24 protein-coding genes and 1 riboswitch are annotated in these 23,591 nt (G+C 41.0%); of the genes, 12 read left to right on the top strand and 12 right to left on the bottom strand.

Translation table 11 applies throughout. The features are described 5' to 3' along the window. Positions 1-24: 24 nt before the first annotated feature. From QZ407_RS09835 to QZ407_RS09820, 4 genes are all read right to left on the bottom strand, one after another. Positions 25-2,583, bottom strand: a complete 2,559-nt coding sequence (locus QZ407_RS09835; protein WP_295770352.1) for a DUF5686 and carboxypeptidase-like regulatory domain-containing protein — start codon at positions 2,581-2,583, stop codon at positions 25-27. Between the two features lie 279 nt (positions 2,584-2,862). Continuing rightward, on the bottom strand, positions 2,863-3,660 hold the full coding sequence (locus QZ407_RS09830; RefSeq protein WP_295770350.1) for a polysaccharide deacetylase family protein: 798 nt from the start codon (positions 3,658-3,660) through the stop codon (positions 2,863-2,865). Beyond that, positions 3,635-4,594, bottom strand: a complete 960-nt coding sequence (locus tag QZ407_RS09825) for a glycosyltransferase family 2 protein (RefSeq protein ID WP_295770348.1) — start codon at positions 4,592-4,594, stop codon at positions 3,635-3,637. Before QZ407_RS09825 ends, QZ407_RS09830 begins: the two co-directional genes overlap by 26 nt. Further along, entirely contained in the window at positions 4,594-5,760 is a 1,167-nt protein-coding gene (locus QZ407_RS09820; protein WP_295770345.1) for a glycosyltransferase family 87 protein, read from the bottom strand. The genes QZ407_RS09825 and QZ407_RS09820 overlap by 1 nt, the downstream gene beginning before the upstream one ends. A 126-nt stretch (positions 5,761-5,886) precedes the next feature. Here QZ407_RS09820 and QZ407_RS09815 point away from each other — a divergent pair, with 126 nt between their 5' ends. Together QZ407_RS09815 and QZ407_RS09810 are read left to right on the top strand one after the other, a co-directional pair. After that, positions 5,887-6,276 (top strand): hypothetical protein, encoded by a 390-nt coding sequence (locus tag QZ407_RS09815; protein WP_295770343.1) that lies wholly within the window; start codon positions 5,887-5,889, stop codon positions 6,274-6,276. 96 nt (positions 6,277-6,372) lie between these two features. Further along, positions 6,373-6,537, top strand: coding sequence for a lmo0937 family membrane protein (locus tag QZ407_RS09810; RefSeq protein ID WP_157542684.1), 165 nt, complete (start codon positions 6,373-6,375; stop codon positions 6,535-6,537). 81 nt (positions 6,538-6,618) lie between these two features. On the opposite strand, the gene QZ407_RS09805 is transcribed toward QZ407_RS09810, so the two are convergent. Together QZ407_RS09805 and QZ407_RS09800 are read right to left on the bottom strand one after the other, a co-directional pair. Then, positions 6,619-7,176 (bottom strand): acyl-CoA thioesterase, encoded by a 558-nt coding sequence (locus tag QZ407_RS09805; RefSeq protein WP_295770339.1) that lies wholly within the window; start codon positions 7,174-7,176, stop codon positions 6,619-6,621. Positions 7,177-7,184: 8 nt separating this feature from the next. Next, on the bottom strand, positions 7,185-8,156 hold the full coding sequence (locus QZ407_RS09800; RefSeq protein ID WP_295770336.1) for a hypothetical protein: 972 nt from the start codon (positions 8,154-8,156) through the stop codon (positions 7,185-7,187). A gap of 244 nt (positions 8,157-8,400) precedes the next feature. Between QZ407_RS09800 and QZ407_RS09795 the strand changes: the two genes are divergently transcribed. The 3 genes from QZ407_RS09795 (at position 8,401) to QZ407_RS09785 (ending at position 9,967) form a co-directional block, all read left to right on the top strand. After that, on the top strand, positions 8,401-8,778 hold the full coding sequence (locus QZ407_RS09795) for a PH domain-containing protein (protein WP_295770332.1): 378 nt from the start codon (positions 8,401-8,403) through the stop codon (positions 8,776-8,778). Positions 8,779-8,936: 158 nt separating this feature from the next. Beyond that, complete coding sequence (locus QZ407_RS09790) at positions 8,937-9,656, top strand: pirin family protein (protein ID WP_295770329.1); 720 nt, start codon at positions 8,937-8,939, stop codon at positions 9,654-9,656. Positions 9,657-9,661: 5 nt separating this feature from the next. Further along, positions 9,662-9,967 carry a hypothetical protein gene (locus QZ407_RS09785; protein WP_295770327.1) on the top strand — a complete coding sequence of 102 codons (306 nt, stop codon included), beginning with the start codon at positions 9,662-9,664 and terminating at the stop codon, positions 9,965-9,967. Between the two features lie 68 nt (positions 9,968-10,035). On the opposite strand, the gene QZ407_RS09780 is transcribed toward QZ407_RS09785, so the two are convergent. Beyond that, positions 10,036-10,251: a hypothetical protein gene (locus tag QZ407_RS09780; RefSeq protein ID WP_295770324.1), complete on the bottom strand. Its 216-nt coding sequence runs from the start codon at positions 10,249-10,251 to the stop codon at positions 10,036-10,038. 296 nt (positions 10,252-10,547) lie between these two features. After that, positions 10,548-10,883: a cupin domain-containing protein gene (locus QZ407_RS09775; protein ID WP_295770321.1), complete on the bottom strand. Its 336-nt coding sequence runs from the start codon at positions 10,881-10,883 to the stop codon at positions 10,548-10,550. 115 nt (positions 10,884-10,998) lie between these two features. Here QZ407_RS09775 and trxA point away from each other — a divergent pair, with 115 nt between their 5' ends. Further along, entirely contained in the window at positions 10,999-11,295 is a 297-nt protein-coding gene (gene trxA, locus QZ407_RS09770; protein ID WP_295770318.1) for a thioredoxin, read from the top strand. Positions 11,296-11,301: 6 nt separating this feature from the next. Here trxA and QZ407_RS09765 read toward each other — a convergent pair whose 3' ends face one another. The 4 genes from QZ407_RS09765 to QZ407_RS09750 form a co-directional block, all read right to left on the bottom strand. Continuing rightward, the gene (locus QZ407_RS09765) at positions 11,302-11,766 is read right to left on the bottom strand and encodes a DUF2147 domain-containing protein (protein WP_295770315.1); all 465 of its coding nucleotides are present in this window, start codon (positions 11,764-11,766) and stop codon (positions 11,302-11,304) included. A 70-nt stretch (positions 11,767-11,836) separates the two neighbouring features. After that, the gene (locus tag QZ407_RS09760) at positions 11,837-13,246 is read right to left on the bottom strand and encodes a DNA/RNA non-specific endonuclease (RefSeq protein WP_295770313.1); all 1,410 of its coding nucleotides are present in this window, start codon (positions 13,244-13,246) and stop codon (positions 11,837-11,839) included. Positions 13,247-13,388: 142 nt separating this feature from the next. Continuing rightward, positions 13,389-15,092, bottom strand: a complete 1,704-nt coding sequence (locus QZ407_RS09755) for a M3 family oligoendopeptidase (RefSeq protein WP_295770311.1) — start codon at positions 15,090-15,092, stop codon at positions 13,389-13,391. A 207-nt stretch (positions 15,093-15,299) separates the two neighbouring features. Further along, the gene (locus QZ407_RS09750) at positions 15,300-16,229 is read right to left on the bottom strand and encodes an NAD-dependent epimerase/dehydratase family protein (RefSeq protein ID WP_295770308.1); all 930 of its coding nucleotides are present in this window, start codon (positions 16,227-16,229) and stop codon (positions 15,300-15,302) included. Positions 16,230-16,433: 204 nt separating this feature from the next. Beyond that, positions 16,434-16,550, top strand: a riboswitch (SAM riboswitch). A gap of 268 nt (positions 16,551-16,818) precedes the next feature. Between QZ407_RS09750 and QZ407_RS09745 the strand changes: the two genes are divergently transcribed. The 6 genes from QZ407_RS09745 to QZ407_RS09720 all read left to right on the top strand — a co-directional run bounded on the left by QZ407_RS09745 (position 16,819) and on the right by QZ407_RS09720 (position 23,499). Beyond that, entirely contained in the window at positions 16,819-18,147 is a 1,329-nt protein-coding gene (locus tag QZ407_RS09745) for an O-acetylhomoserine aminocarboxypropyltransferase/cysteine synthase (protein ID WP_295770306.1), read from the top strand. A gap of 65 nt (positions 18,148-18,212) precedes the next feature. Further along, complete coding sequence (metX, locus tag QZ407_RS09740) at positions 18,213-19,268, top strand: homoserine O-acetyltransferase (RefSeq protein ID WP_295770303.1); 1,056 nt, start codon at positions 18,213-18,215, stop codon at positions 19,266-19,268. Further along, positions 19,268-20,482, top strand: a complete 1,215-nt coding sequence (locus QZ407_RS09735; RefSeq protein ID WP_295770301.1) for a homoserine dehydrogenase — start codon at positions 19,268-19,270, stop codon at positions 20,480-20,482. The genes metX and QZ407_RS09735 overlap by 1 nt, the downstream gene beginning before the upstream one ends. Positions 20,483-20,631: 149 nt before the next feature. Further along, on the top strand, positions 20,632-21,132 hold the full coding sequence (locus tag QZ407_RS09730; protein ID WP_295770299.1) for a DinB family protein: 501 nt from the start codon (positions 20,632-20,634) through the stop codon (positions 21,130-21,132). Positions 21,133-21,135: 3 nt separating this feature from the next. Then, a complete protein-coding gene (locus QZ407_RS09725; RefSeq protein ID WP_295770296.1) occupies positions 21,136-22,557 on the top strand; it encodes an SDR family oxidoreductase in 1,422 nt (473 codons plus the stop codon). Positions 22,558-22,587: 30 nt separating this feature from the next. Further along, positions 22,588-23,499 carry a pirin family protein gene (locus tag QZ407_RS09720; RefSeq protein WP_295770294.1) on the top strand — a complete coding sequence of 304 codons (912 nt, stop codon included), beginning with the start codon at positions 22,588-22,590 and terminating at the stop codon, positions 23,497-23,499. Positions 23,500-23,591 lie beyond the last annotated feature (92 nt).

Here is a 23,591-nt window from a genome sequence, read left to right as displayed (position 1 = left end):
CCGGAAAATCCGGCGCTAAATTAATTAAAAAATAAATTGTATGCGGGTTCTGATACCCCAATCGGCAATGTTTGCATGATCGAGGTAGTTGAAACGTCTCACCAGGTCAACCCTTAAAACCTTAAAAATATTCTCGATACCTACACTGCCCTCAACATACGGCTTGCTGCCCAAAGCGTAGGTAATGGGCGCGCCGTTACTTTCTTTTGGAAACTCGTAAAGTGATGGATGAAGGTCGGGGTTATTTTCATCGCGTATGCCGCCCCATAAAGATTTTACAGAAGCCACCTCACGCCATTTAAGTTTTTTTAACAGCGGAATGCGGTTAAAAAGCAACCCTTTAAAATGCTGATCAACGTTAATGCTTGCATAATGATCGCTCACAAACTCCAGGAAATTCATGAGGTTGTACGAAATAGGGTCATATGCAAAAGTTTGGTTAGCACGGTGTATGGTAAGTAATGGGTAAGGAACCTGCCCAAAGGTGTTACCCCCGTCAATCCATATATCGGCCTCGCCAAGCTTTTTCATAAAAACGTGTTTGTAAATATTTAGCGATACGTCACTGTAATTGTACTCGCCTCCGAAAACGTTTTTAAAGCCTTTGGTATAGTTAAGGGTAATAATAGGATACTTGTTAATAAATGATTTACGGTACACTTTGCCCTGGTAAAATTCTTCGTGCGGAGCATAGCGTAATGTAAGCGTTGCTTCAGATGTGGTAAGATCATGAACGCGGTTGGCCAAGCCGTTTATACTATTATCAAAATATAACGATCCTGCAGGTTCCTGTGTCCATTTACGTAAACCTACTCCAATTGAAAAGTGGTTAGGAAACTCTTTAAGGTAGTCTATACGGTAGTTATCGTTGTACAAATACTTGTCGTTATTTCCGCGCTTAAACGAAAGTAAAAAGTTGTCTTCGCGTAAAAACAGCAACTCTTGTCCGGGTATGCGTGTATCACGTTGAAAGCCCACTTTAATGTAGTGCTGCGGAAATCTGAATATAGAACTGTTATTGAGTGAAAACGTTCCTGATAGAAAGTATTTCCAACGCTGATCTTTAAAGCCGTATGCAGTATAGCCCTCAAGCAAAACCCGTTTACTGAATTCAACATTTGTGCGCCCGCCTACACGCAGCCTGAAACCTTCAACCGGGTTAAAGCTGTAAAATGCATTTGCCGGACCTAAATCAAAAGGGCCAAATTGCTTATAACCAAATAAAAATAATGAAGCAATGTCAACCGTACGGCGAAAGGACTTCATGCGCCCCAGGCTGTCAATATTAGCATATACCTTTGATTGCGGCCCGGTAAGCGTATCTTGCCTTTGTTGCGCCCAAAAGTCGTCGCTGCGATGCTTTACTGCATCAGAGGTTATCTCCTGCGTTCCCTGGTAAGTAGTGTCAGGGCGTGGTACGTTGGTAACATAATTATTAAATATTGCCAAACGTTGCCCAAATAAGCCACCTTTTTTGTTCTTGGACATGCCAAAGTCGGCCATGGTATTACTGCGGCTTAAGTAATAGCGTCCATCAGTATTGCGGGCAAAGTCGAGCATAATATGCATTGATTTTACCCAGTTTAAATTGATTTTACGATTAATGGTAAGGTCGGCTTTTTGTACTGCGTAGTTACCATCTAGCGTTATGTATATGCTGCCTTCAAAAAGCTGGTCGTTAGTATTACGCGGTGTAAAGCTTAGCTCAACCACCTTGTTATTATCGACAACAATGGTGTCAGTAATAAAGAATTTATAGCTTGAGGGTGCCGCGTCAGATATAGGACTTAAAAATTCGTTAGTTACCAAAACGGTACTGTTGGCATAAATATCAACGTTTTGATATAGGTGCTTAAAGTAAACGCCAATACCTTCACTATCCAAAAAGCTACCAAAGTTTACTCCTTTTTCTCCTAATACGGTAGTTTTCTTTCTTTCAGGATTTTTGCTGTAGTAATATTGATATACTTTTTCGTTCAGGTAAACGGGTAAGAGGTTTTTGCCTGGTACGGTGGTGGTATCGCGGTTATCGAGCAGAAATTTATACTTGCGGAAAAATTTCTTATCACTAAAATTTTCTGACACGTTAATGAATGAAAAGTTGAGTCGCTCGTAACCTTTGTACTCTACGTAATTGTATGCTTCGGGGCGGTTCTTTTCTTTGTTAGCTATTACCTTTCTTATAAGTTCAACAGCAGGATTGTCATTATTGCTGTACTTCTTTTTTTTGCCGCGTCTTATAAGTACCGCATCAAGTTCAGTGTTATCAGGTTGTAGTTTAACGTTTACAGTTTGCTCTTTGCCCGGAGTGATATCAATAATTGATGTTTTATAACCTACAAAGGAAACCTGCAGCTTAGTATAGCTGCGATTGGATGTGGAAAGGGTATAACGGCCTTTGCTATCGGTATTTATACCTGTGGTAGTGCCCGGAAAGCTAACCGTTACGTACGATAAAGGCTGCTTGTTTGCAGCATCGGTAACAAAACCGGTTACTATAGTATTTTGAGCATTTACAGCTGCAACAGCAGTAAACAGTAATAAAGCAACTAATAAATATTTAAAATAACCTTTGTAACACATTTTAATTTAAGGACGTCGTAACAAACTTTTGAGTAATAACTAACGGGAAAAGTGTAAAATGCCGTGTTCCTAATAATTTTTTAACTTTTACCGGCCGTTTAAACTCTACCTAAGACGCTGTGTATATTATAATGTTACGTAATTATATAACTATTAAGTTTGCTTATATTTTGCAAAAATACGCAATTAAATAGGAGTATTGTGAGCGAAAAGTAAAAAACTAATCATTTGATTAGTTTTTTGATAATCTGATATACTGTTGATTAAGTGACTTGTAGACTATTTTTTCAGATTAGCGTTATCCTTTATAGCTGCAACGAATGCATCTGTTCGTGAAAATTCAAATCCCTTACCCTTTGCCCATGCTATAAAAGCGCTGAGCCGGTTAATAAAGGCCTCGCCGGTATTACGTACTACGTATTTTGGAAAGTTAAAGCGCTCAGGTTGATCCAAATCAGTAAACTCCCATGGATGAAAATATAGATTCAGATACCCGTCTTTACGATGCGTAGCCGAACTAAGCATCTTAATAACTCCCATAGGCAGGTTGTGAAAGCTTAGCCAAAACAACGGAAAACGTATAAGCGGCGATACAGATGACGGCAACTGTAATACGTTGTGATGATAAAACCATGTTCGCGGCTTATTAAAGTTGTTATAACGGCCTGGCAACCATGTTGGGTTTATCGAAGAATTATACACGTAACCGGCCTTTTCAATCTCGCGTTCATCTACAGGCATCATCCTTGCCATGCGGTAACCTTTTACTGCTACACCGCCAATTTCTTCGAGCTTGGCTTTTGATTGTAAAAGATGCTCGGGCTTAAAATCAGAATGATAAAAACCATGTGATGCCAGCTCATGCCCTTCATCAATTATTTGATGCACAATTTGGGGCTTGTGCATGGCATAATTGGCAGTAGTATAAAATGTTGCCTTAACGCCGGCATCTTTCAAAATTTTTAAAATGCTTGAAGTGCCCTGGGTTGATATGGAAAGCTGCTCATCAAAAGGAATGCTTTTGCCATATTCAAAAGGCATGTCAAACTCTTCAATGTCGAAGCTTAGTAATATCATGAGTTATACGTTGTAAGTTTGTTGAACGGATGATGTAGTTGGGGCGCTGTTTGCTTTGCATAAACAGTTTGCCTAGGTACAAGCCAATTATACCCATCACCATAAGCTGAACGCCTCCAAAAAAAACTATAGTAGCCAAAATAGATGACCAGCCCAAAACGGCTTCGCCATCAAAGTAACTTATTAAAATATAGGGTATGTACAGCAAACTGCAGGCAGCAAAAAAGCCACCGATGCCAATAGCCATGTTAAGCGGCTTAACGCTGAACGCAGTAATACCCTGCACGGCAAAGCGCAACATCTTTTTTAAATTATATTTACTCTTGCCCGAAAAACGTGCGTCGCACTGGTAATGTATGCCGTATTGTTTAAAGCCAAGCCATTTAATGAGGCCGCGAATGAACAAGCCATCCTCAGTTAAACTGCTTAGCACATTGGCTACCTTCCGATCGATCAAGCGGAAATCGGCAGTGCCACGCTCCAGTTTAGTGTCAGACAGGGAATTGATAACCGAGTAAAATAAATCTGACGATTTGGTTTTGAAAAAAGTAGCTTCATCTTGGTATTCGCGGCAGGTATACACAACGTCATAACCGGCTTCCCACTTTTCTAAAAATTGCGGAATCATATCGGGCGGGTGCTGCATGTCACTATCCATGCTGATAACGGCATCGCCATCGGCATAGTCATACCCGGCCTTTAGCGCATTTTGATGCCCGAAGTTGCGTGATAACTCAAGGTAGTAGAGATTTTCATCTAACCCGTTTAGTGTTTTCAGGCTATTTAATGTACCGTCCGAGCTACCGTCGTCAACAAAAATTACCTCGTAATCGTAATTTACCTTTTTCAGTACTTCTACCAATTTGGTAGCTAAAACCTCAATATTTCCTTCTTCATTAAAAGAAGGAATCACTACAGAAATCTTTCTTCTCATTATTGACCTACGTAAACCGGTTTGCGGCTAAAATCACGGGTTAAACTCTCGTAAACAATTCGTAACCATATCACAAAGCAAGGTAAAGCCTTAAGTGCATATGGTTTTATATAGGTTTTATTGATGTATTTTGGAAATAAGTCAGATGGCGACAAGCTGGTTATTATGAAAGCAAAAATTAATAAGCCGATTTCAAATTTGGTTACCGGCCGGTCAAGATTAACATACCAAATGGCAACGCCCAAAAAGGCAATGATATAAGTGGGCGACTCAGACCCCGTACTGAAAATAACCGTGAATATTAAGGTAGATGCCAGAACAAGCAACTGAAAGGAGGTTTGCTTAAAACTGTTGAATCTTAAATAAGCTAGCCCAAATAGTATTAATGCAGGCAGCATTACCAGTAAATTTGATAGTTGCGGATAGTTGAATATGCGCCTGATCATTCCCATTACGCATATATCTTGCATGGTTGAGCCCGCATTTTGCATGTTTTTTTCAACAAGGCTCGTGTACCAGTCATAATAACTTTGAATTACAAATGATGGTGATGAAAACGGCATGGGAAGCACAAACAATACCACGCCCCAAAACAAGAGTGATAGTATGAGCTTGATTTTGTGTTCGGAAAAGAAAAAAAATGCTAAACCTACAACACCATACAGTTTTATGTAAGTGCCGGCTACAATAACCAGCGCTGCCCAAAAATCCTGTTTGCGCTTTATAAGTATATAGCTTAGTGCAATGAGCGCCGCCATCATTGGGTTAAACTGCACATTGAATGACGATGTCATGAGTTCATGAGCGCAAATTAGCAGTACCGCTGTGCGTTGCATAGCCGTAAGTGGCAGGCGAATAACAACGGCATAAAGCACCCATGCGTTTACCATAACCCAAAGTATAGCACCAATGCCATCGGGCAAAAGGGTAAAAGGGGCAATAACCAGTGCAAATAGTGGCCCGTAATGGTTGGTATCTAAAAAATATTGGGGTTGCGGTATGTATAAGTTAACGCGGTGAACCAGGTTTACAAATGTGTACTTATAAATATAATAATTGTTAATGTGCTGGTGCAATACCTGTTTGAGAATAGCAAAAAAGCTGAGTGCAAACCAAAGTATGGTAACAAAAATACGGTTGGTAAACAGCTTTATAAGTTTAGACATTAAGGGTTGCCGTCATTAATTTGTTACAAATATAAAGTTTTAGTTGGCCTTTTAGTCAGTTGCAGCAGCATTGCGCAATAAATTGAAAGACGGTTAAAGTTCATCATTTCTTTTTATTTTAGGCACATGGCTCAGTATAGCATTCCGCTCAGGTATCGCAAAATGGAAAACTTGCACATTGTTTTTTGGTTGCTAAAAGATATAGGCTGGTGCCTTATATGGAAACCTCTTGGTTTGGTGATGATTTTTCCTACCCTTTTAATTGCTATACTCATTGCTTACAATACCCGTCAGTTAGTTTCGGAGCTTTGCCATAACCTGGCTATTGCTTTTTGGATAAGTGCCAACTCCTACTGGATGATTAGCGAATTTTTGCACTTTGATGAGTTAATAGTTTTTGCAGGGGTGACCTATAAGCATCTAGCTTTAATACCATTTTTATTGGGCCTGTTTTGTTTAGTGTATTACTACATATGGTGGAAACCACGGCACCCTGATAGTCTTGAAACGATGTAATACAGGTTTAGAATTTATCCAAAAATTTTAGGTGAAACAGTGAATGGCACGATTTTGAATATAGTTAAGTAACATTTAACTAAAAAAACATTCACTATGAGATCACTATTGTATATCATCGCAGTTATCCTGGTAATAGGTTGGGCGATCAGCGTATTTGCTTATTCAGTAAGCGGTTTAGTGCACATATTAATCGTATTAGCAGTTATATCATTAGTGTTGGGTATGTTCAGAGGACCGTCATCAACTACAACTATTTAATAGCTTATTAATTATACATAAAAAAGCGGCTTTAGGGCCGCTTTTTTATGTATACAATAATGTACAAATTTGTTTATCAGGCTAATTATTTTCAAGTTCTATTCTGCAGCGTTCATTGCTGATTAGTTTCAATGCTTCTTCAATTTCTGCATCGTTCTTTATACGTGCCTGCTCGCTGTTGTAGTATCTTGTTAGCTCCTTACGGTGGTATGCTTCGTAAAAGCGTTTAATTTCCACCGGCGACTTTAAAATCAGGCCCGGAACCTGCGCTGGTTTATGATCATCGCCCATAGCAACCATAGTAAAGTAACTGGAATTGGTATGCTTAACTTCTTTTGTACGTACGTTTTCTGTTTGTACGCGTATACCAATTACCATGGATGAATTGCCAACGTAGTTTACCGAGGCCAGCAGCGAAACTAGTTCACCAACCTCAACAGGCGCTAAAAAGTTAACGGTATCAATAGAAACGGTTACGCAGTAATTACCTGCGTGTTTGGCTGCACAGGCGTACGCAACCTTATCCATCAATCCTAATATAATTCCTCCGTGTACCTTGCCGCCAAAGTTGGAGTAGGAAGGTATCATTAACTCCGTTAAAGTAGTTTGTGAATACTGTACAGTTTTATAATCTTCCATTGCTCAAACTAATCTTGAATGCCTTTTACATTAACCCTTATAAAGCTGGGGTGAGCCAAGCCTAAAGTTTTGCCTGGTGTGGTGGATATATAGTAGGTAAGGTAGCCATCAACAACCCCTTTCATTACTTTTTTCCGGTTCTCAATTTCATCATATAGTAAAACGGTGGGTTTATCAAATATAAGCTTGCCATTTTGATCAACTATCAACTGCATGGAGTGATTGAAATTAGCATATGCTTTATGAATTTCAATATCAAACGTAGGTAAAAGGTAATTATCGGCTACGGTAGCATCTTTAAGCGCATTATCACGCGATAGCACCTGCCGTTTTATTTTAACCTGTGGTACCTTGCTGGTTAAAGTAACCGGCTCGGTGGCGGCAAAAGCTTTTTTTGTAACCTGTGCTAATGATTGCCTCACCAGGTTTTTAATGTAAACACTATCGCGGCGGGGCGGCTTCTGTAGTTCTTCAACGGTAGTTTTAAGTTTATCTTTTATATAGCTATTGCTGTAAAGCGTCATGAAAATTTGCCCGGTGGTATCCATAATACGTTTATTGCGCACATACAGTACCTGAAACTTCAGGCTATCGGGGTGAAGTAATTTAACCTTCAACCATGAGTGTGCAACGTTTACCACCGAGTCATGATCATAAATGACCTCGTTTACTATAAAACGCCCAAGTACCGGACTAAATATGCGTACCGAATCTTTACCAGGTAAAAAGGTTACTTTCCATTCGGGTTGTAAATGATAGCCAAGCGGATTAAAGCCAACACCATTTTCGTACTCACGTCGTATTTCGGTATAGGCAATGCCTTCAATAGGTTTAAAGCTTACGCGCTGGTGTTCGCTATCAGGAGAGGTGCCTTGTACGGCTATATCCTTCGGTGGCTTTTGATTGCAGGAGAATAATATGGTGCTAATAGCAATAAGCCTAACATATAAACCAAAGGTAAACGGGCGTTGAAAAATCATACTCCGCCAAAATAAATCATAAAAGGCAATTAAGCAACCAGTTTGCTACCTACAAGGGCTGCGTTGTAGTTTTTAAATATTTTTATTAGGCAGTCTGATTATTTATGCTTACTCCATAATTAATGTAAGGCACGCTGACAATAAACCGTACTTCATCAGGCTATAATTCTTTTAAAAAGACAGTCACTTGTCTTTTAATTGATATATTTAAGCAATTATTTAACACACTCAATCTAAAACCATCATGAGTTTATTTTCTAAGTTGCTTGGCAACGCAGGTGTGGCTAATGAAGCCGAACTAACCAAAGATTATGCACATTTGTTAGCTGAAAGCGAAGCCATTGAAATTGGCTTTAAACTAATACGCGACGTTTTTATTTTTACCAACAAACGTTTAATACTGGTAGATAAGCAAGGCATTACCGGCAGCAAAGTAGAGTACATGTCAATTGCCTATAAAAGTATTTCAAGGTTCAGCATTACCACAGCCGGCCACCTTGATTTGGATGCGGAGCTTAACATTTGGGTATCGGGCGAGTCTGCAGCCAGCATCACCAAAAAGTTTAACAAACAGGTAAACATTTACGATTTGCAAAGAATACTTGCTCAGCACGTATTATAACCAGGTATGTTACTATTGCGTTTGCATAGCAATTGTTAATATAACACAGTTTAAAGGAGGCATTGCCTCCTTTTTTTTATGAAGCAAAATTTCTTAACCTACATTAAGTGTGAGGTAGGGCAGGGTAGCTAACTTTGTTGTATTAATTACAAACAGTCATGTCAAAGACTATCTTACATAAAGCAAATCAACGCGGCCACGCTAATCATGGTTGGTTAAATAGTTTTCACACCTTTAGCTTTGGCGGTTATTATAACCCCCAGGCAATGAATTTTGGTGTGCTGCGTGTATTAAATGATGATACGGTGAGCGGAGGTATGGGCTTTGGCCGTCACCCGCATGATAACATGGAAATTATTTCCATTCCGTTAGATGGCGATTTAGAGCATCAGGATAGTATGGGTAATACCGCAATTATTCGTAAAGGTGATATTCAGGCCATGAGTGCGGGTACAGGTATTTACCATAGCGAGAAAAATGCACATGAAAACCAGCAGGTAAAATTTTTGCAGATATGGATTTATCCAAACCAGAAAAATGTAGAGCCACGCTACGATCAGTTAACATTGAACCTTAACGACCGCCACAACCGGTTACAGCAGGTGCTTTCACCCAATAAAGACGACGAAGGTATTTGGATATACCAAAATGCCTGGTTTCATATGGGTAAATTTGATAAAGGTGTTGCCACCAACTACACAATAAAAGGAGGTAAAAACAATGGCGTATATGCTTTTGTATTAAACGGTGATATAAGCATAAACCAGCAGCAGCTAAATACACGAGATGGCTTTGGCATTTGGGGAGTAGATGAACTTAATATTACAGCCGATAGTGATGCTGAGTTTTTGCTGATGGAAGTACCCATGATATTTTAAAAAGCATGAACGAAAAGGTTAAAATACTGGCCATTGGGCGCAATAAAGAAATTCTGGAAACAGTTGTACGTCTTATTAACGCCAATGATGCCTGGGAGGGCAAAGGTGCCATTACCGATAAGGAAGCCGTTCAGGCGTTTGACCACGAAGTATTTGACCTCATTTTGTTGTGTAATGGAATCAGCAGTGAGTCGGAAGAAAATTTGCGGGCTTATTTCCTGGCCCACCGCCCTGCTACTAAAATAATACAGCATTATGGCGGAGGCAGTGGTTTGCTGACTGCCGAAATTTATGAAGCGCTTGCTGTTTAGCAGCAAAGCAAAAAAGCAGCCGTATTTATATTATTCGGCTGCTTTTTTTGTTTAAATATGCTTTACAATTACATACGGCTTATTGCCCGACGTATAATTTCGTCTCTTATTTGGGCGCATTTTTCATAACGTTCAGAGCGCACGTTTTCGTCAAGCATCATTTCGAGCTCATATAACGAGCGGCTTACAAATTCAAGATTACTGGTATTAAGCCCCTTCAAGGGTTGAAAAAATCCATCGGCACTATAAAAGCCCAACGAAGCAATGTTTGGGTTTTGTTCCATCTTTTAGTTAAATTAATTAAGGTGAACTTAAGTTAGCTAAAAAGATATAGTGCCTCCAAATTTTGTAGAAAATTTCTTACAACTTTTGGATGTAAATGTGGTTAGCGCCTATCTGCTTTACAAAACTTATCAATTTTTATCTTTATTGGTTTGAAAGGTAAATGAGTTGCGCACCTGAAAGACATTACGTTGTTCGGTCAGCTTGTCTTAATAAATCAATGCCGATTTTACTTTATTCTAAGATTGCTTTATCGCGAAACTTCAACAGCCGATTAGAGCAACCGGCGGTTGAATTTTTATAGATCTCTCAAATCTTCCCTTATGGGGCTAAAAATATCCAGCAGCTTGCAGTTGGTTATAGCCCTGCCACCATGTGGTACGTTTGGAGGAATTACTGCAAATGTATTAGCATCCAGTATTTGAGGTTCTCCGTTTACGGTAAGCTCAAACTGGCCCTCTAAAACAAACGCACATTGGTGATGAGGGTGAGTATGTATAGCCGATATGGCACCTGCTTCAACCTCAAGAAAGTTGAGTGTGTTAACATCGGTGTGAATTAGTTGCGCCATATATCCAGGCGACATTTGCTTGGGTGTAATGTCACTGAATTTTTTAAATATAGATTTATCCATTGCTCCTGTTCAAGTGGTAAATATAGCTATTGTGGTGTAAGTGTTTAACGTAAAATGCTACCCGGACAAAACGTATTGTAAAGCACATTGTTAAACTTGTAAATACTTAACGTTTATGGCAACTTTTTCAGACATAATAAATGCTCCGCAACCTGTTTTGATTGATTTTTCGGCAGAATGGTGCGGCCCGTGTAAGGCAATGGCCCCGATTTTAAAGCAGGTAAAAGACGAGATGGGAGACAGGGTAAAAATTGTAAAAATAGATGTAGACAAAAATCCTTCGGTAGCAAGTGCCTATAATGTACAGGGAGTGCCTACGCTAATACTATTTAAAAACGGGCAAAATAAATGGCGCCAGAGTGGAGTAGTTCAAGCCGGGCAATTGAAGCAAATTATTGAGCAATTTGCGTGATTGCATTTATGAAGAAACGCGATTAAAGATCATGCTGCGGCCAATAAACTTAAAGTGCCAGTAACCGGTTACTTTAAGTTTACCCGGGGCTACCAGGTTTGCAGCAGCATTCCATTTTTTGCCTGTTTGTGCATCGTAAATCATTCCGTTTTCCCAGCTGTTGGTTTTAGACTTATAAACCAGGCCCTGTAAAACGTTCATGCCAACAAGCTTGCGGCTGCGCAGTTTTTTATCGGGGTTATTAGTGTCTAAGCGCGATTCCATTGGTTTTGATGGGTCATCAGAGTCGTCAAACCAAACTAAGCGCGCAACATAGTCGTCATCATCATGGCTTACTTCAACAATACAGTTTTTTTTCTCTGACTGCCATTTTCCGCAAATCATGTCGCATGGTTCAACTGCTTTGTTTGCATTTAGCGAAAAGCATGTTAAACAATAAAAAAGCGTGAGTGTGAGAATCCTTTTAGCCATAACTCTACAAAGTGGTAAAGATTCAACTCAATCAACTTTACATTTGTTTGACACAAGTTACAACTAAATACTATAATCGCATGATATAACCATCATCGGGTAATATTCCCTTATCCATTTTAACTTCAATTACGTCCTGAATTTCCTTCGGAACTTTAGACAGCAAGTTGTAGCCTGTTGCCTTTTCAATTTCGCGTACGGTTGTTATGTATTTTGTCCAGTTGGCATCAACATTATTGTTATTAGGGGTTATTACCGCTATAAGTCTTGTTGCCGTATTAATTCGCTTTAAATCGTTATTGCCTTTGGGCAGCACTACAATAACTTTCCATATAAACGCCGGAACAGCTACCCGCCCTTTATCAATAGTGTTATGAAAACCGCTGGTACCATAGCCGCCGGTACCATAGCTGCCCATTACTACATAAACCTCGTTGCCTTGCTTAACCAGCATGCGTTCGTATCCTTCGAGGTTTCCCCAGGTGTGCTGGTTATTAGCCGGTGCCTGTGGTATCATATTAGTCATCAAAAAGGTTGATGAATTTGCTTTTACAGAGCTGGCCCTATCGGCCGATGGGCAATTGTGTCCGCGTTCGAAACCGCTACCCTGGTAACTTGATGTTTGTACGCGGTACCAGCCCTTTGGTAAAGTTTCATCGGGTCTGAAATCGTTACTGCGGCGGGTATTGCCAAGCCACTCTTTACCAACATACCAGCTTACCCAGTTTGGCGTACCCCGGCTACGATTATAGCTAATGGTATAGTAAGGTTTTTCCATTAAAAAGTTGTCAGCATTTGATGTACTTGCGGTTGCGTTGCTGGGGTTGCCCAAAAGTAAATTGGTATTGTCGCCGGCAACTGCACTGTCTTTAAGCAAAGTGGTATCACTTTGAATAGTAGTGCCCACAGGTGCATTGTTATTGAAACTATATATGGCGATGTTATCAATATTTACGCGGTTATTACCTCCCGAGTTTTTGCAGATTTCGAAACGTACAGCACCTTTATAATTTACAATGAAAGTGACAGATTGTAAGTTGCCTTTATTAGCTACCATGCCTGCACCAACTTGGGTAAACGTTCTGCCGCCATCGACGGACATTTTAAGTTGCCAGCCCGAAGTATTATTATCCCCGTAGGCTGCATGTTCAATAGTTACTTTTGATGCTCCATTAACGTCAAATTCCATACGTAAAACGCCTTTACCTTTTAAACGTATAGATTGGTTGCCGTCTTTAGCATCTTTATCTGTTGATGCTATCAAGGCATCTTTTAAATACCACATCCCGCTTTGAAGTTTCACTCGCCCGGTGGCATAAGATGGTTTTGATCCGGTTTCAAAATCTTCATGTAGCTCCAAGGTTTTAGCTTTTTGCTCTCCCGGGTATGATGGAGATTGCTGTTTATTATTTACAGGCTGATTACAGGCGGCAAGTATTAAGGCAACAATCAGAATATAACACTTAAAAAATGACTTCATGGATAAATAAAAATGTCATTTCGACGATAGGAGAAATCTTTTGCAACAACTGATTTGCCAGTTGAAAAAGATCTCTCACTACCGTTCGAGATGACACAAATGTTTTTTGAATTATATTTAAAGCTTAACTCCTGAATCTGTTTTAGTTTATTTTATCCAATTCGCTTTTTACAAATTCTGCCAGCTCTTTTACGTAACCGGCGCTAAAATCAAACTTAATACCGGCCGTTTCGTAAATTTCTTTTATGGTTTTGGTGTACCCTAATTTAAGCGCATCCATATACTGTTGCAGGCCTTGCTGAGGGTTTTCTTTATAGTTTTTCCAAACTGCAATGGCGCCTAACTGAGCCATGCCGTATTCAATGTAATAAAACGGTACTTCAAAAATGTGCAGTTGTTTTTGCCACAGGTTTTGTTCGGCTTCCGTATGTTCGCTCCAATCAATAAAGCCAGCACCAAAGCGCTCGAATATCTGTTTCCATGCTTCGGTACGCTGAGTGTCGGTATGATCGGGGTTGGTGTATAGCCAATGCTGAAACTGATCAACCACCGCAACCCATGGAAGTGTTTTTAATACATCGATTAACTGGTCGCGGCGGGCACGTTTCAGGTCTTCTTCATTATCAAAATACACATTCCAGTTATCCATCGAAATCAGTTCCATTGACATGGAAGCCAGTTCGGCAACTTCGCTTGGGCAGTGTTTAAAATCATTCAGTTCCAACCCGGCAGTAAGGAAGGTATGTACAGCATGCCCCCCCTCGTGTACCATGGTGGTTAAATCGCGGAAGGTATTTGCAGAGTTCATGAAGATGAACGGTGCACCGGTTTCGGCCAGCGGATAATTATACCCTCCGGGGGCCTTGCCCTTACGGCTGTCAACATCAAACAAGCCGTTAGCCTTCATAATTTCCAGGCGCTCACCCAGGTACGGATCAATGGCATTAAAGCACTGTATTGATTTGTTGATTAAATCATCGCCGTTAGCAAAAGGTTTCAAAGCAGGTTTGCCGGTAATGTCTACATCCATATCCCACGGCTTAAGGCTTTCCAGGCCTAAAGCCTCCTGGCGTTTTTGAGCCTGCTCGCGCAAAATGGGCACAATTTCGGTTTCTATAGCCGCATGGAAATCATAGCAATCCTGCGGGGTGTAGTCAAAGCGGCCAAGCGCCTGAAACATATAATCTCTAAAGTTTTCAAAATTGGCGTTCAGTGCAACTTTATGGCGTAATACCAGCAGCAAATCAAAAAGCTCGTTCAATTGCTTTTTGTCCTGCAGGCGTCGGTCTGTTATTTTCTCCCAGGCTTCCTGCCTTCTTGCACGGTCGGTATCTTTTAAAATAGCGCCGGCCTGTTCCAAGGTGAATTCCTTGCCGCCAATTTCAACCGACATAGCCCCGGTTATGGATTGATATTTTTGCTGTTCAACCTGAATTTCGGTCTGTACAGGTATATTTTCCTCACGGAATAACTCCAGCGATTTTTTTATGGAGCGGAGATATACAAAGTATTTGTCTTCGTTAAGCTGGTCTATGTACTCATTTTCAACAAGCTTCTTATTCAGCTCATTGTTATATGGTGCAATTTTAGGCTCAATTTCGGTAGCAAAATATTGAAACTTCTGCAGTAAATCTTCATCTGCTGTATTACACGTCATCCTAATATATCGCCAGGCAAAATCTTCCTCCAAAGCAGCCTCCAGCTCACTACGATCGCGTAACCATTGTTCCAGTTCGGTAACTGAGTTTATTGGGCGCGATGTGAGCTCTTTATATAATGGTTCAAGATTTTCCCAGTTAATTTCAAGCTGGGCAGGAATGTATGTTCTTTCTTTAGTGTTTATCATTGTAAATATGCTATGTGCAAATGTGCAGATGTGCAGATGATAAAGCAAGTGTTAGGATGAGAATTTACATAAGCCCTAGTTTTATCTAGATTTTGCCATTATAGCTTATTATATAAAACATGGGAGTTCCCCCTCCGGGTCGGGCTTTCCGTTGCAAGTCCTCGTTTCGCTACGCTGCACTGTGGGCTTTCCACTGTAATCCCTAAATCATTTTGACTTAAACAGCGTTGGCGCAAACGCTTTTATTCCATCCTCATAACCTGTGGGCTTAACGTTGAACGCTTCCTCAAACTTGTCTGAATTAAAAATATAATCATGACTGTATTGGTAATACATTTCAACCGTGCCTTGTATGGTTTTACTAAACAATCCCATTAACTGAAGCATAAACTTGTTCACGGTCATGTAGCGAGGTCTAGTGTTAAACACGCGGGCCGCTAGTTCGATGAGCTGGCTACCTGTTAATGGTTTGGCAGTGGGCAAGTGCCATACTTGGTTGTCGCTTTCGGGATGCTGGCCTAATAAATACATGGCTTCACCGGCATCAGGCACGTAAGTGAAACTGTGCAGCGTTTTGGCTTTGCCCATCCACATGGCTTTTTCTTTTTTTGCATATTTAGCCAACACCATCATGTCGTAAAAGCTGTTCAGGCTTTCGGCACCATAAAAATCAGCCGCACGAGCAATGGTGGCCCTAATGTTACCTGCTTTTATTTCATTCATTAACTGTTCAGCAACTTTAGCACGTACTTCACCTTTAACGCTAACAGGGTTATATGGTGTGGTTTCAAGCATTGGGCCGTTTACAAGTCCGTACATGTAAACGTTATCAAAAAATATTAAGTGGGCATTAGCTGACTTGGCTGCATTAATGATGTTCTGCATAATTATAGGCCATTGCAGTTTCCATATGTCTTTATCATAAACTAAGCCTGCGCACATGTAAATAACAGTGGCATCTTTAGTTGCCAGCAAAACATCGTTGGATTGTAACAGATCAGCCTTTTGCCAGGTAACCAGAGGATTCTTAAGATCAACCGGCCGCCTGCTTACCAACTTTACAGGGGTATTTGCTTTAATTAAACGGGCGGTAAGTGCATTGGCTACCGGTCCGCCTGCTCCTAGAATGATATGCATAGATTTGTTGTTTTATGTATCACAAAGGTGAGGAAGTGTTGAGAGTGAAAACGTTAACAAAAGATAACTTTTCATTATAGGGCAGTGCCTGGCAGCGACAAGTGAACAAAAGCGAAATATTTCTTGCATAATTCCTCCTTTAGCATTTACTTTGCAACAACGGTTTAAACACCATTGATCAAAAATTCTCTTCTATGAGGTTTTGATTTATAAAGAAGCGGCGAGAGATCAGGCTCACAGACCCGCTGGCAACCCTCCGATGAACGGAGAAGGTGCCAATTCCTGTCCCGGTTTGGATATTACGGCCGGGGAATATAAGTTAATAGCCATGACACAAGTTAACTACTTTACTACTGCTAACGTATTTACTGCCCACACGGGTGCATTTGTAACCTGCAACGCTGCTGACGCTTGCATGTGCATGTGTTGCTGCTGTTAAAGGCAACGCACGTTAGGCATTCCCTGCAACTTACTGCAATAATGTAACGTGTATTTACGCAACGGCCCTTGCTATACCCTGCGCGTAAGCCTACCTCCGCCTGTAGCAACAAGCAAATTAAGGTTTTAAACTTATTTAACATCAAAAAACATGTCAGCATTAAAATTCGAAACTTTACAATTACACGCAGGTCAGGAAGTTGACCCAACAACAGGTTCGCGTGCTGTACCGTTATATCAAACTACTTCATACGTATTTAACAGTGCCGAGCATGGCGCCAATCTGTTTGCGTTAAAAGAATTTGGCAATATCTACACCCGTTTAATGAACCCTACTACCGATGTTTTTGAAAAGCGCATTGCGGCTTTAGAAGGCGGTGTGGCAGCTTTGGCAACGGCATCGGGCCAGGCGGCGCAATTTTTAGCGCTTAACAATATTTTACAGGCAGGAGATAACTTTGTAACCTCACCCTTTTTATACGGTGGTACATACAACCAGTTTAAAGTTGCCTTTAAACGCTTAGGCATTGAAGCACGTTTTGCCAAAAACGATCAGGCAGATAGCATTGAGCAACTTATTGACGATAAGACAAAAGCTATCTACCTCGAAACCATTGGTAACCCCGGTTTTAACATCCCCGATTTTGAACAAATAGCGGCCTTAGCCCGCAAGTATGATTTACCGCTAATTGTGGATAACACTTTTGGTGCAGGCGGTTATTTATTCCGTCCGCTGGAGCATGGTGCCAATGTAGTGGTAGAGAGTGCTACTAAATGGATTGGCGGCCACGGTACCAGTATTGGCGGTGTTATTGTTGACGGAGGTAATTATAACTGGGGCAACGGGAAGTATCCGCAATTTACCGAACCATCTGAAGGGTACCACGGATTGGTATTTGCTGATGTATTTGGTGTAAATGGTCCGTTTGGCAACATCCAGTATATCATACGCGCACGGGTTGAAGGGTTACGCGATTTTGGCGCATCGCAATCTCCGTTCAATTCATTCTTGTTAATTCAGGGTTTGGAAACTTTGTCGCTACGTGTGCAACGCCATGTAGATAACACTTTAGAACTGGCAACCTGGCTGGAGCAACATCCGCAGGTAGAAAAAGTAAATTATCCGGGCTTGCCATCATCACCACACCACACGCTGGCCAAAAAATATTTAAAAAATGGTTTCGGTGCGGTGCTGTCATTTGAGATAAAAGGTAATAAGCAAAATGCTTCGGCATTTATCGATTCGTTGCAACTGGTAAGCCATCTGGCAAATGTTGGTGATGCAAAAACGCTGATTATTCAGCCTGCAGCTACCACGCATCAGCAACTGTCAGCAACCGAACAAGCATCGGCAGGTGTAACACCTACTTTATTGCGCGTGGCAGTAGGTATTGAGCATATTGATGATATTAAAGCCGATTTTGAACAGGCTTTTACAAAAGTTAAACAACAGGAAGCCGCATTGGCCGAACTAAACTGATTTATTTTTTTGATTAATAGTAAAGTCTTCCCGGCGTTTGCAGGGGAGGCTTTCAGATTTTTAGAATGAGTACACAACACTACCGGTATAACGGCACAGTTGAACTAGAATCGGGCGCACAGCTCGAAGGTATAGATATTGGCTACCACACGTTTGGCAAGTTAAATGCTGCTAAAGATAACGTAGTTTGGGTTTGCCATGCCTTAACCGCAAATTCAGATGTGTTTGACTGGTGGAAAGGTATTGTTGGCGAGGGTTACTTTTTTAACCCGGAGGAGCATTTTATTGTATGCGCCAATGTGCTGAGTTCAAATTATGGCTCAACCAATCCGCTAAGTATAAACCCGGCTACAGGACAGCCCTTTCATCTCGATTTTCCGCAAGTTACCATACGTGACATGGTGCAGGCACACTTACGGCTGGCTAATTACTTAGGGATTGATAAAATAGATATTTTAATTGGCGGCTCGTTAGGCGGCCAACAGGCGCTGGAATGGAGCATTATGGAGCCTGAGCGTATCAAACAGCTTATTTTGATAGCCACCAATGCCAAACATTCACCTTGGGGTATTGCCTTTAACGAATCGCAAAGGCTGGCCCTACAGGCCGACGCTACTTTTAACAACGGCACGCCCGAGGGCGGAAGCTTAGGTTTGAAAGCGGCGCGTAGTATGGCGTTACTCTCTTATCGAGGTTATAAGGCCTACAACATTCGCCAGCATGAGGATGACGATAACATTACTGATAACTTCCGTGCTTCAAGTTACCAAAGTTACCAGGGCGATAAACTGGTAAATCGTTTTAACGCCTATAGCTATTGGTACTTAACCAAGGCTATGGATTCGCACCATGTTGGCCGTAATCGTGGCGGGTTAGAGAAAGCATTGGCTTCTATTAAAGCGCAAACACTGGTAATAGGCATTAAATCTGATATTTTATTTCCTGTTGAGGAGCAGCAATACCTGTTTCAGCACATTCCTAAAGCTGCTTACTCTGAATTTGATTCGTTTTATGCCCATGATGGCTTTTTAATTGAAACTGATACCCTGACTAAAATTATTTCCTCATTCATAAAAACCGACGTTAGAGGAAAGATTATTGAATTACAAAAAATAGCTTAATGAGTAAAAAACTGACTATTGGTTTATTTGGCTTTGGTGTTGTTGGACAAGGATTGCATGACATCATCAGAACCAAGAACCTTAATATAGAGATCAAAAAAATTGCGATAAAAAACCCGGAAAAGTCACGTACACTACCTGCCGAACTTTTTACAACCGACCGTAATGAGATACTGAACGACCCGGAAATTAATACCGTTGTCGAACTCATTAACGATACCGAAGCTGCTTTCGAAATTGTATCACGTGCGTTGTCAACCGGTAAAAATGTAGTATCGGCCAGTAAAAAAATGGTAGCTCTTCATCTGCAGGAGCTGCTTGATTTGCAACGCCAACACGGTACATCGTTGCTTTACGAAGCTGCTGTTTGCGGTAGTATTCCTATCATTCGTAATCTTGAAGAGTATTATGATAACGAATTGCTGCACTCCATCAGCGGTATTTTCAATGGTTCATCAAACTACATACTTTCAAAAGGATTTTTAGAGGGGCTTGATTACGATGCTGCCCTTAAACAAGCCCAGGATTTAGGCTTTGCCGAAACCGACCCAACCATGGATGTTGGCGGTTATGATGCCAAGTTTAAACTTATTATTGCAGCTGCCCATGCCTACGGTGTAATCATAAAGCCGGAGGAAGTACTCAATATAGGTATACAAACTCTTTCGGCTTATGACTTGCAATATGCCCGCGAAAAAGGTATCAAAATAAAATTAGTACCTGTTGCCAAAGAGCTTGACGATAAGCGTGTGGCGTTATTTGTACTGCCTAAATTTGTTACAGAAACTGAGTTTTTATACAACGTTGAATACGAGTATAATGGTGTTACAGTACAAGCAGCCTTCGCCGATCAGCAATTCTTTTTCGGTAAAGGAGCCGGAGGCCATCCAACCGGTTCGGCGGTATTATCAGACATTGCAGCACTGCGTTATGATTATGCTTACGAGTATAAAAAAGCCCATGCACAAAACGAATTGAAATTTACCAATAATATAGAGCTTAACGTTTACCTCCGTTACGAAGATGAGTTTTTGGTGCATGATTTAGGCTTCATTCATATTTATGAGCGCTATTACTCGGGTGATTTTAAATATGTGATAGGGAAAATTAATCTTCAAAATCTGATCACTCACCAGCAACGTATATCTGATAACAAGGCTTTCGTAGCCTTTGCCGATCAGCTAACAGGGGTCAGTTTAGCGTCGGCATACTAACCAATAGTTAGGGATTTTAGTAGATTTTTGCTAACTGTTGAATACATTAAAGGCTTTCCGCAAGGAAGGCCTTTTTGTTTTTAAATTGGCGGCAGGCTTAGTTAACAAACCATTGAAGATGACGCGTGTTCTAACTGAAACTGTTGCTTATGAACGATATCACTTTTGCGCAAAGCTATATCTCCGAACTCGAAGCCGAAACAAACGCTACCCGTAAGTGTCTTGAACGTATACCTGTAGAACTTTTTAGCTGGAAACCGCATCCAAAGTCGATGGAGTTAGGCTACCTGGCTTTACTGGTTGCCGAAATACCGTTGTGGATCACGCACATGATATATAAAGATTATATAGATTATGCCACGTTTGAACACCTTAAACCTACAACAACTCAGGAATTGGTAACGCACTTTGATGAAAATGTGAAAGGTGCACGCAAAGCATTAATGAGTGTAGAAAACGGGCAGTTAGATGCAAAGTTTGATTTAAAAGGCAACGGACAAGTGATGTTTACCAGCACAAAAAGACACAGCCTTGAATCAACCATTAATCATATGGTTCATCATCGCGGGCAGCTTACCGTTTATATGCGGTTAAATGATATTGCTGTTCCAGCTATTTACGGACCATCAGCAGACGATAGAAATTTTTAAACTATGAAGATACTGCTTACCGGTGCCACCGGATATATAGGCCGGCGCCTGCTGCCTGTTTTAATTGAACAAGGACATGAGATTATTTGCATGGTGCGCGATAAGCAACGTTTTCCTGTTGATGCTTACCCGGCGGGTAAAATTCAGCTTGCAGAAGCTGATTTGACAAACGCCGGATCGTTGAAAAACTTACCAACTGAAATTGATGTCGCATACTACCTGGTGCATTCCATGAGTATGAGTGGGGGCGATTTTAGTAAAACAGAGAAAGATTCGGCTCAAAATTTTGTTGAATATATTGATGGTACGCAGGCCCAACAAATCATCTATCTTGGGGGTATTACGAATGAACAGCAATTGTCAAGGCATCTATCATCGCGTAAGGCTGTTGAAGATGAGCTAAGGAAGAGTAGCGTTCCGGTTACGGCCTTAAGGGCAGGTATCATCGTAGGCTCTGGAAGTGCATCTTTTGAAATTATCAGAGATTTGGTTGAAAAACTACCCGTAATGGTAGCGCCTAAATGGCTCAACACGCGGTGCCAGCCTATTTCAATACGTAATGTAATTGAGATGCTGGGAGGAGTGCTTATGCAGGAATATACTTACAACAAGCACTTTGATATTTACGGACCTGATACGCTCACCTACAAACAAATGCTGTTGCAGTTTGCAGAAGTACGCAAATTAAAGCGCCGCATATTTACTGTACCCGTTATGACGCCTAAGCTGTCATCATACTGGTTATATTTTGTTACGTCAACATCTTATCCGCTTGCCAAAAATTTGGTGGAAAGTATGAAGGTTGATGTTATAGGAAAGAAAAATGAATTACCCGAAAAGCTAGATATCCACTTAATACCTTACAAAGAAGCCATAAAGATTGCATTTGATAAAATTGAGCAAAATATGGTGCTTTCTACCTGGAATGACTCTGTAACCACCAATATATTTTCAAAAGGACTATCTGAGCGCATTGAAGTGCCCCAATATGGTGTATTTACCGATAAGCAAAGCATGAAAACCAAAGATGAAGGTAAAGCGCTGGAACGCATTTTTGCCATAGGAGGTAAAAACGGTTGGTATTATGCAAACTGGCTTTGGGACTTCAGAGGGTTTTTTGACCGGCTCTTTGGCGGAGTAGGGTTGCGCAGGGGCAGGCGCAATCAATCAGATTTAGCTCCCGGGGATGCACTTGATTTTTGGAGGGTGATATACTCAAGCAAGCAGGAAAAACGGCTGCTGCTTTATGCCGAAATGAAATTACCCGGCGAAGCATGGCTCGAGTTTAAAATTGATGATAATAATTGCGTAAAGCAAACGGCCACATTCAGGCCGTTAGGTTTGCTGGGAAGATTATACTGGGTAAGTATGCTTCCGTTTCATTACTTCATTTTTAGGGGTATGCTTAGCAAAATTACCGGGTGATACTTATATTTAGGCAACCAAACATAATTTATGCTCGATATTGTAATTGAAGCCCGCAAGGCAGCCGTAAGTGAAGCAGTTGCCGTAAAGCGTATACTGCCTTTCCGTTTGCGCCGTATGGTTGGTCCGTTTGTTTTTATGGACCATGCGGGGCCAATAGCCAATATACCAACGCCGCCTTCAGCTATGGATGTTTTACCTCATCCACATATTGGTCTTTCAACCGTAAGCTATTTATTTGGCGGGCAGGTAACACACCGCGATAGCCTGGGTGTGCAGCAAATTATACGTCCGGGTGAGGTTAACTGGATGACTGCCGGAAAAGGCATTGCGCACTCTGAACGGTTTGAAGATCCGGCAGCATTAGCAGGCGGGCTTGAAATGATACAAACATGGGTTGCACTGCCAGAAGAGGATGAAGAGTGCAATCCGGCTTTTGACAACTACAGCGTTGAGCAACTTCCTGTATACACTGATAAAGGCATATGGATGCGACTGATAGCAGGTACCGCCTACGGATTGAAAAACAGCGTAGAAACCCATTCGCCTTTATTTTACCTGCACGTTGAACTTGATGCAGCTACACCCTTTGCATTGCCTCAAGAGCATAGTGAACGCGGACTTTACATTGTAAAGGGGAGCATTGAAATTGCAGGAAATGTTTATTCCGCCGGGCAGCTTTTGGTATTTAACAAAGAGAACGATCCTCTCATAATTGCAAAAACGCAAACCTCTTTAATGATATTAGGTGGTGAGCCCTTAGGCGAAAGGTACATATGGTGGAATTTTGTTTCATCAAGAAAGGAACGCATTGAACAAGCTAAAGAAGATTGGAAGCAAGGATGCATTGTACTGCCACCAAACGATAACCATGAATTTATACCACTGCCTGATGATAAGTATAAAACTGCCGGTGCGCCCAAGCCTAACCCTTTATCATAAGCATCAATTTGTGAATAGCATCAGCTGATTAAGTTTATAAAAGCTAGTTCAGAAAACCCTATAAAACAGCAAAGCCCCCTGATGGGCAGGGG

Source organism: uncultured Mucilaginibacter sp. (genome assembly GCF_913773635.1).
In the GTDB taxonomy this organism is placed as follows: domain Bacteria; phylum Bacteroidota; class Bacteroidia; order Sphingobacteriales; family Sphingobacteriaceae; genus Mucilaginibacter.
The sequence above is the reverse complement of the archived record's forward strand: the minus strand, read 5'-3'. Positions and strand labels throughout refer to the sequence as shown.

Coding starts and splice junctions, on each gene's coding strand:
- metX (WP_295770303.1), top strand. CDS start 18,213: ATGAGTACACAACACTACCGGTATAACGGCACAGTTGAACTAGAATCG.
- QZ407_RS09810 (WP_157542684.1), top strand. CDS start 6,373: ATGAGATCACTATTGTATATCATCGCAGTTATCCTGGTAATAGGTTGG.
- QZ407_RS09835 (WP_295770352.1), bottom strand. CDS start 2,583: ATGTGTTACAAAGGTTATTTTAAATATTTATTAGTTGCTTTATTACTG.
- QZ407_RS09795 (WP_295770332.1), top strand. CDS start 8,401: ATGAGTTTATTTTCTAAGTTGCTTGGCAACGCAGGTGTGGCTAATGAA.
- trxA (WP_295770318.1), top strand. CDS start 10,999: ATGGCAACTTTTTCAGACATAATAAATGCTCCGCAACCTGTTTTGATT.
- QZ407_RS09780 (WP_295770324.1), bottom strand. CDS start 10,251: ATGGAACAAAACCCAAACATTGCTTCGTTGGGCTTTTATAGTGCCGAT.
- QZ407_RS09775 (WP_295770321.1), bottom strand. CDS start 10,883: ATGGATAAATCTATATTTAAAAAATTCAGTGACATTACACCCAAGCAA.
- QZ407_RS09745 (WP_295770306.1), top strand. CDS start 16,819: ATGTCAGCATTAAAATTCGAAACTTTACAATTACACGCAGGTCAGGAA.
- QZ407_RS09815 (WP_295770343.1), top strand. CDS start 5,887: ATGGCTCAGTATAGCATTCCGCTCAGGTATCGCAAAATGGAAAACTTG.
- QZ407_RS09825 (WP_295770348.1), bottom strand. CDS start 4,594: ATGAGAAGAAAGATTTCTGTAGTGATTCCTTCTTTTAATGAAGAAGGA.
- QZ407_RS09805 (WP_295770339.1), bottom strand. CDS start 7,176: ATGGAAGATTATAAAACTGTACAGTATTCACAAACTACTTTAACGGAG.
- QZ407_RS09720 (WP_295770294.1), top strand. CDS start 22,588: ATGCTCGATATTGTAATTGAAGCCCGCAAGGCAGCCGTAAGTGAAGCA.
- QZ407_RS09790 (WP_295770329.1), top strand. CDS start 8,937: ATGTCAAAGACTATCTTACATAAAGCAAATCAACGCGGCCACGCTAAT.
- QZ407_RS09800 (WP_295770336.1), bottom strand. CDS start 8,156: ATGATTTTTCAACGCCCGTTTACCTTTGGTTTATATGTTAGGCTTATT.
- QZ407_RS09830 (WP_295770350.1), bottom strand. CDS start 3,660: ATGATATTACTAAGCTTCGACATTGAAGAGTTTGACATGCCTTTTGAA.
- QZ407_RS09820 (WP_295770345.1), bottom strand. CDS start 5,760: ATGTCTAAACTTATAAAGCTGTTTACCAACCGTATTTTTGTTACCATA.
- QZ407_RS09755 (WP_295770311.1), bottom strand. CDS start 15,092: ATGATAAACACTAAAGAAAGAACATACATTCCTGCCCAGCTTGAAATT.
- QZ407_RS09785 (WP_295770327.1), top strand. CDS start 9,662: ATGAACGAAAAGGTTAAAATACTGGCCATTGGGCGCAATAAAGAAATT.
- QZ407_RS09725 (WP_295770296.1), top strand. CDS start 21,136: ATGAAGATACTGCTTACCGGTGCCACCGGATATATAGGCCGGCGCCTG.
- QZ407_RS09750 (WP_295770308.1), bottom strand. CDS start 16,229: ATGCATATCATTCTAGGAGCAGGCGGACCGGTAGCCAATGCACTTACC.
- QZ407_RS09765 (WP_295770315.1), bottom strand. CDS start 11,766: ATGGCTAAAAGGATTCTCACACTCACGCTTTTTTATTGTTTAACATGC.
- QZ407_RS09760 (WP_295770313.1), bottom strand. CDS start 13,246: ATGAAGTCATTTTTTAAGTGTTATATTCTGATTGTTGCCTTAATACTT.
- QZ407_RS09735 (WP_295770301.1), top strand. CDS start 19,268: ATGAGTAAAAAACTGACTATTGGTTTATTTGGCTTTGGTGTTGTTGGA.
- QZ407_RS09730 (WP_295770299.1), top strand. CDS start 20,632: ATGAACGATATCACTTTTGCGCAAAGCTATATCTCCGAACTCGAAGCC.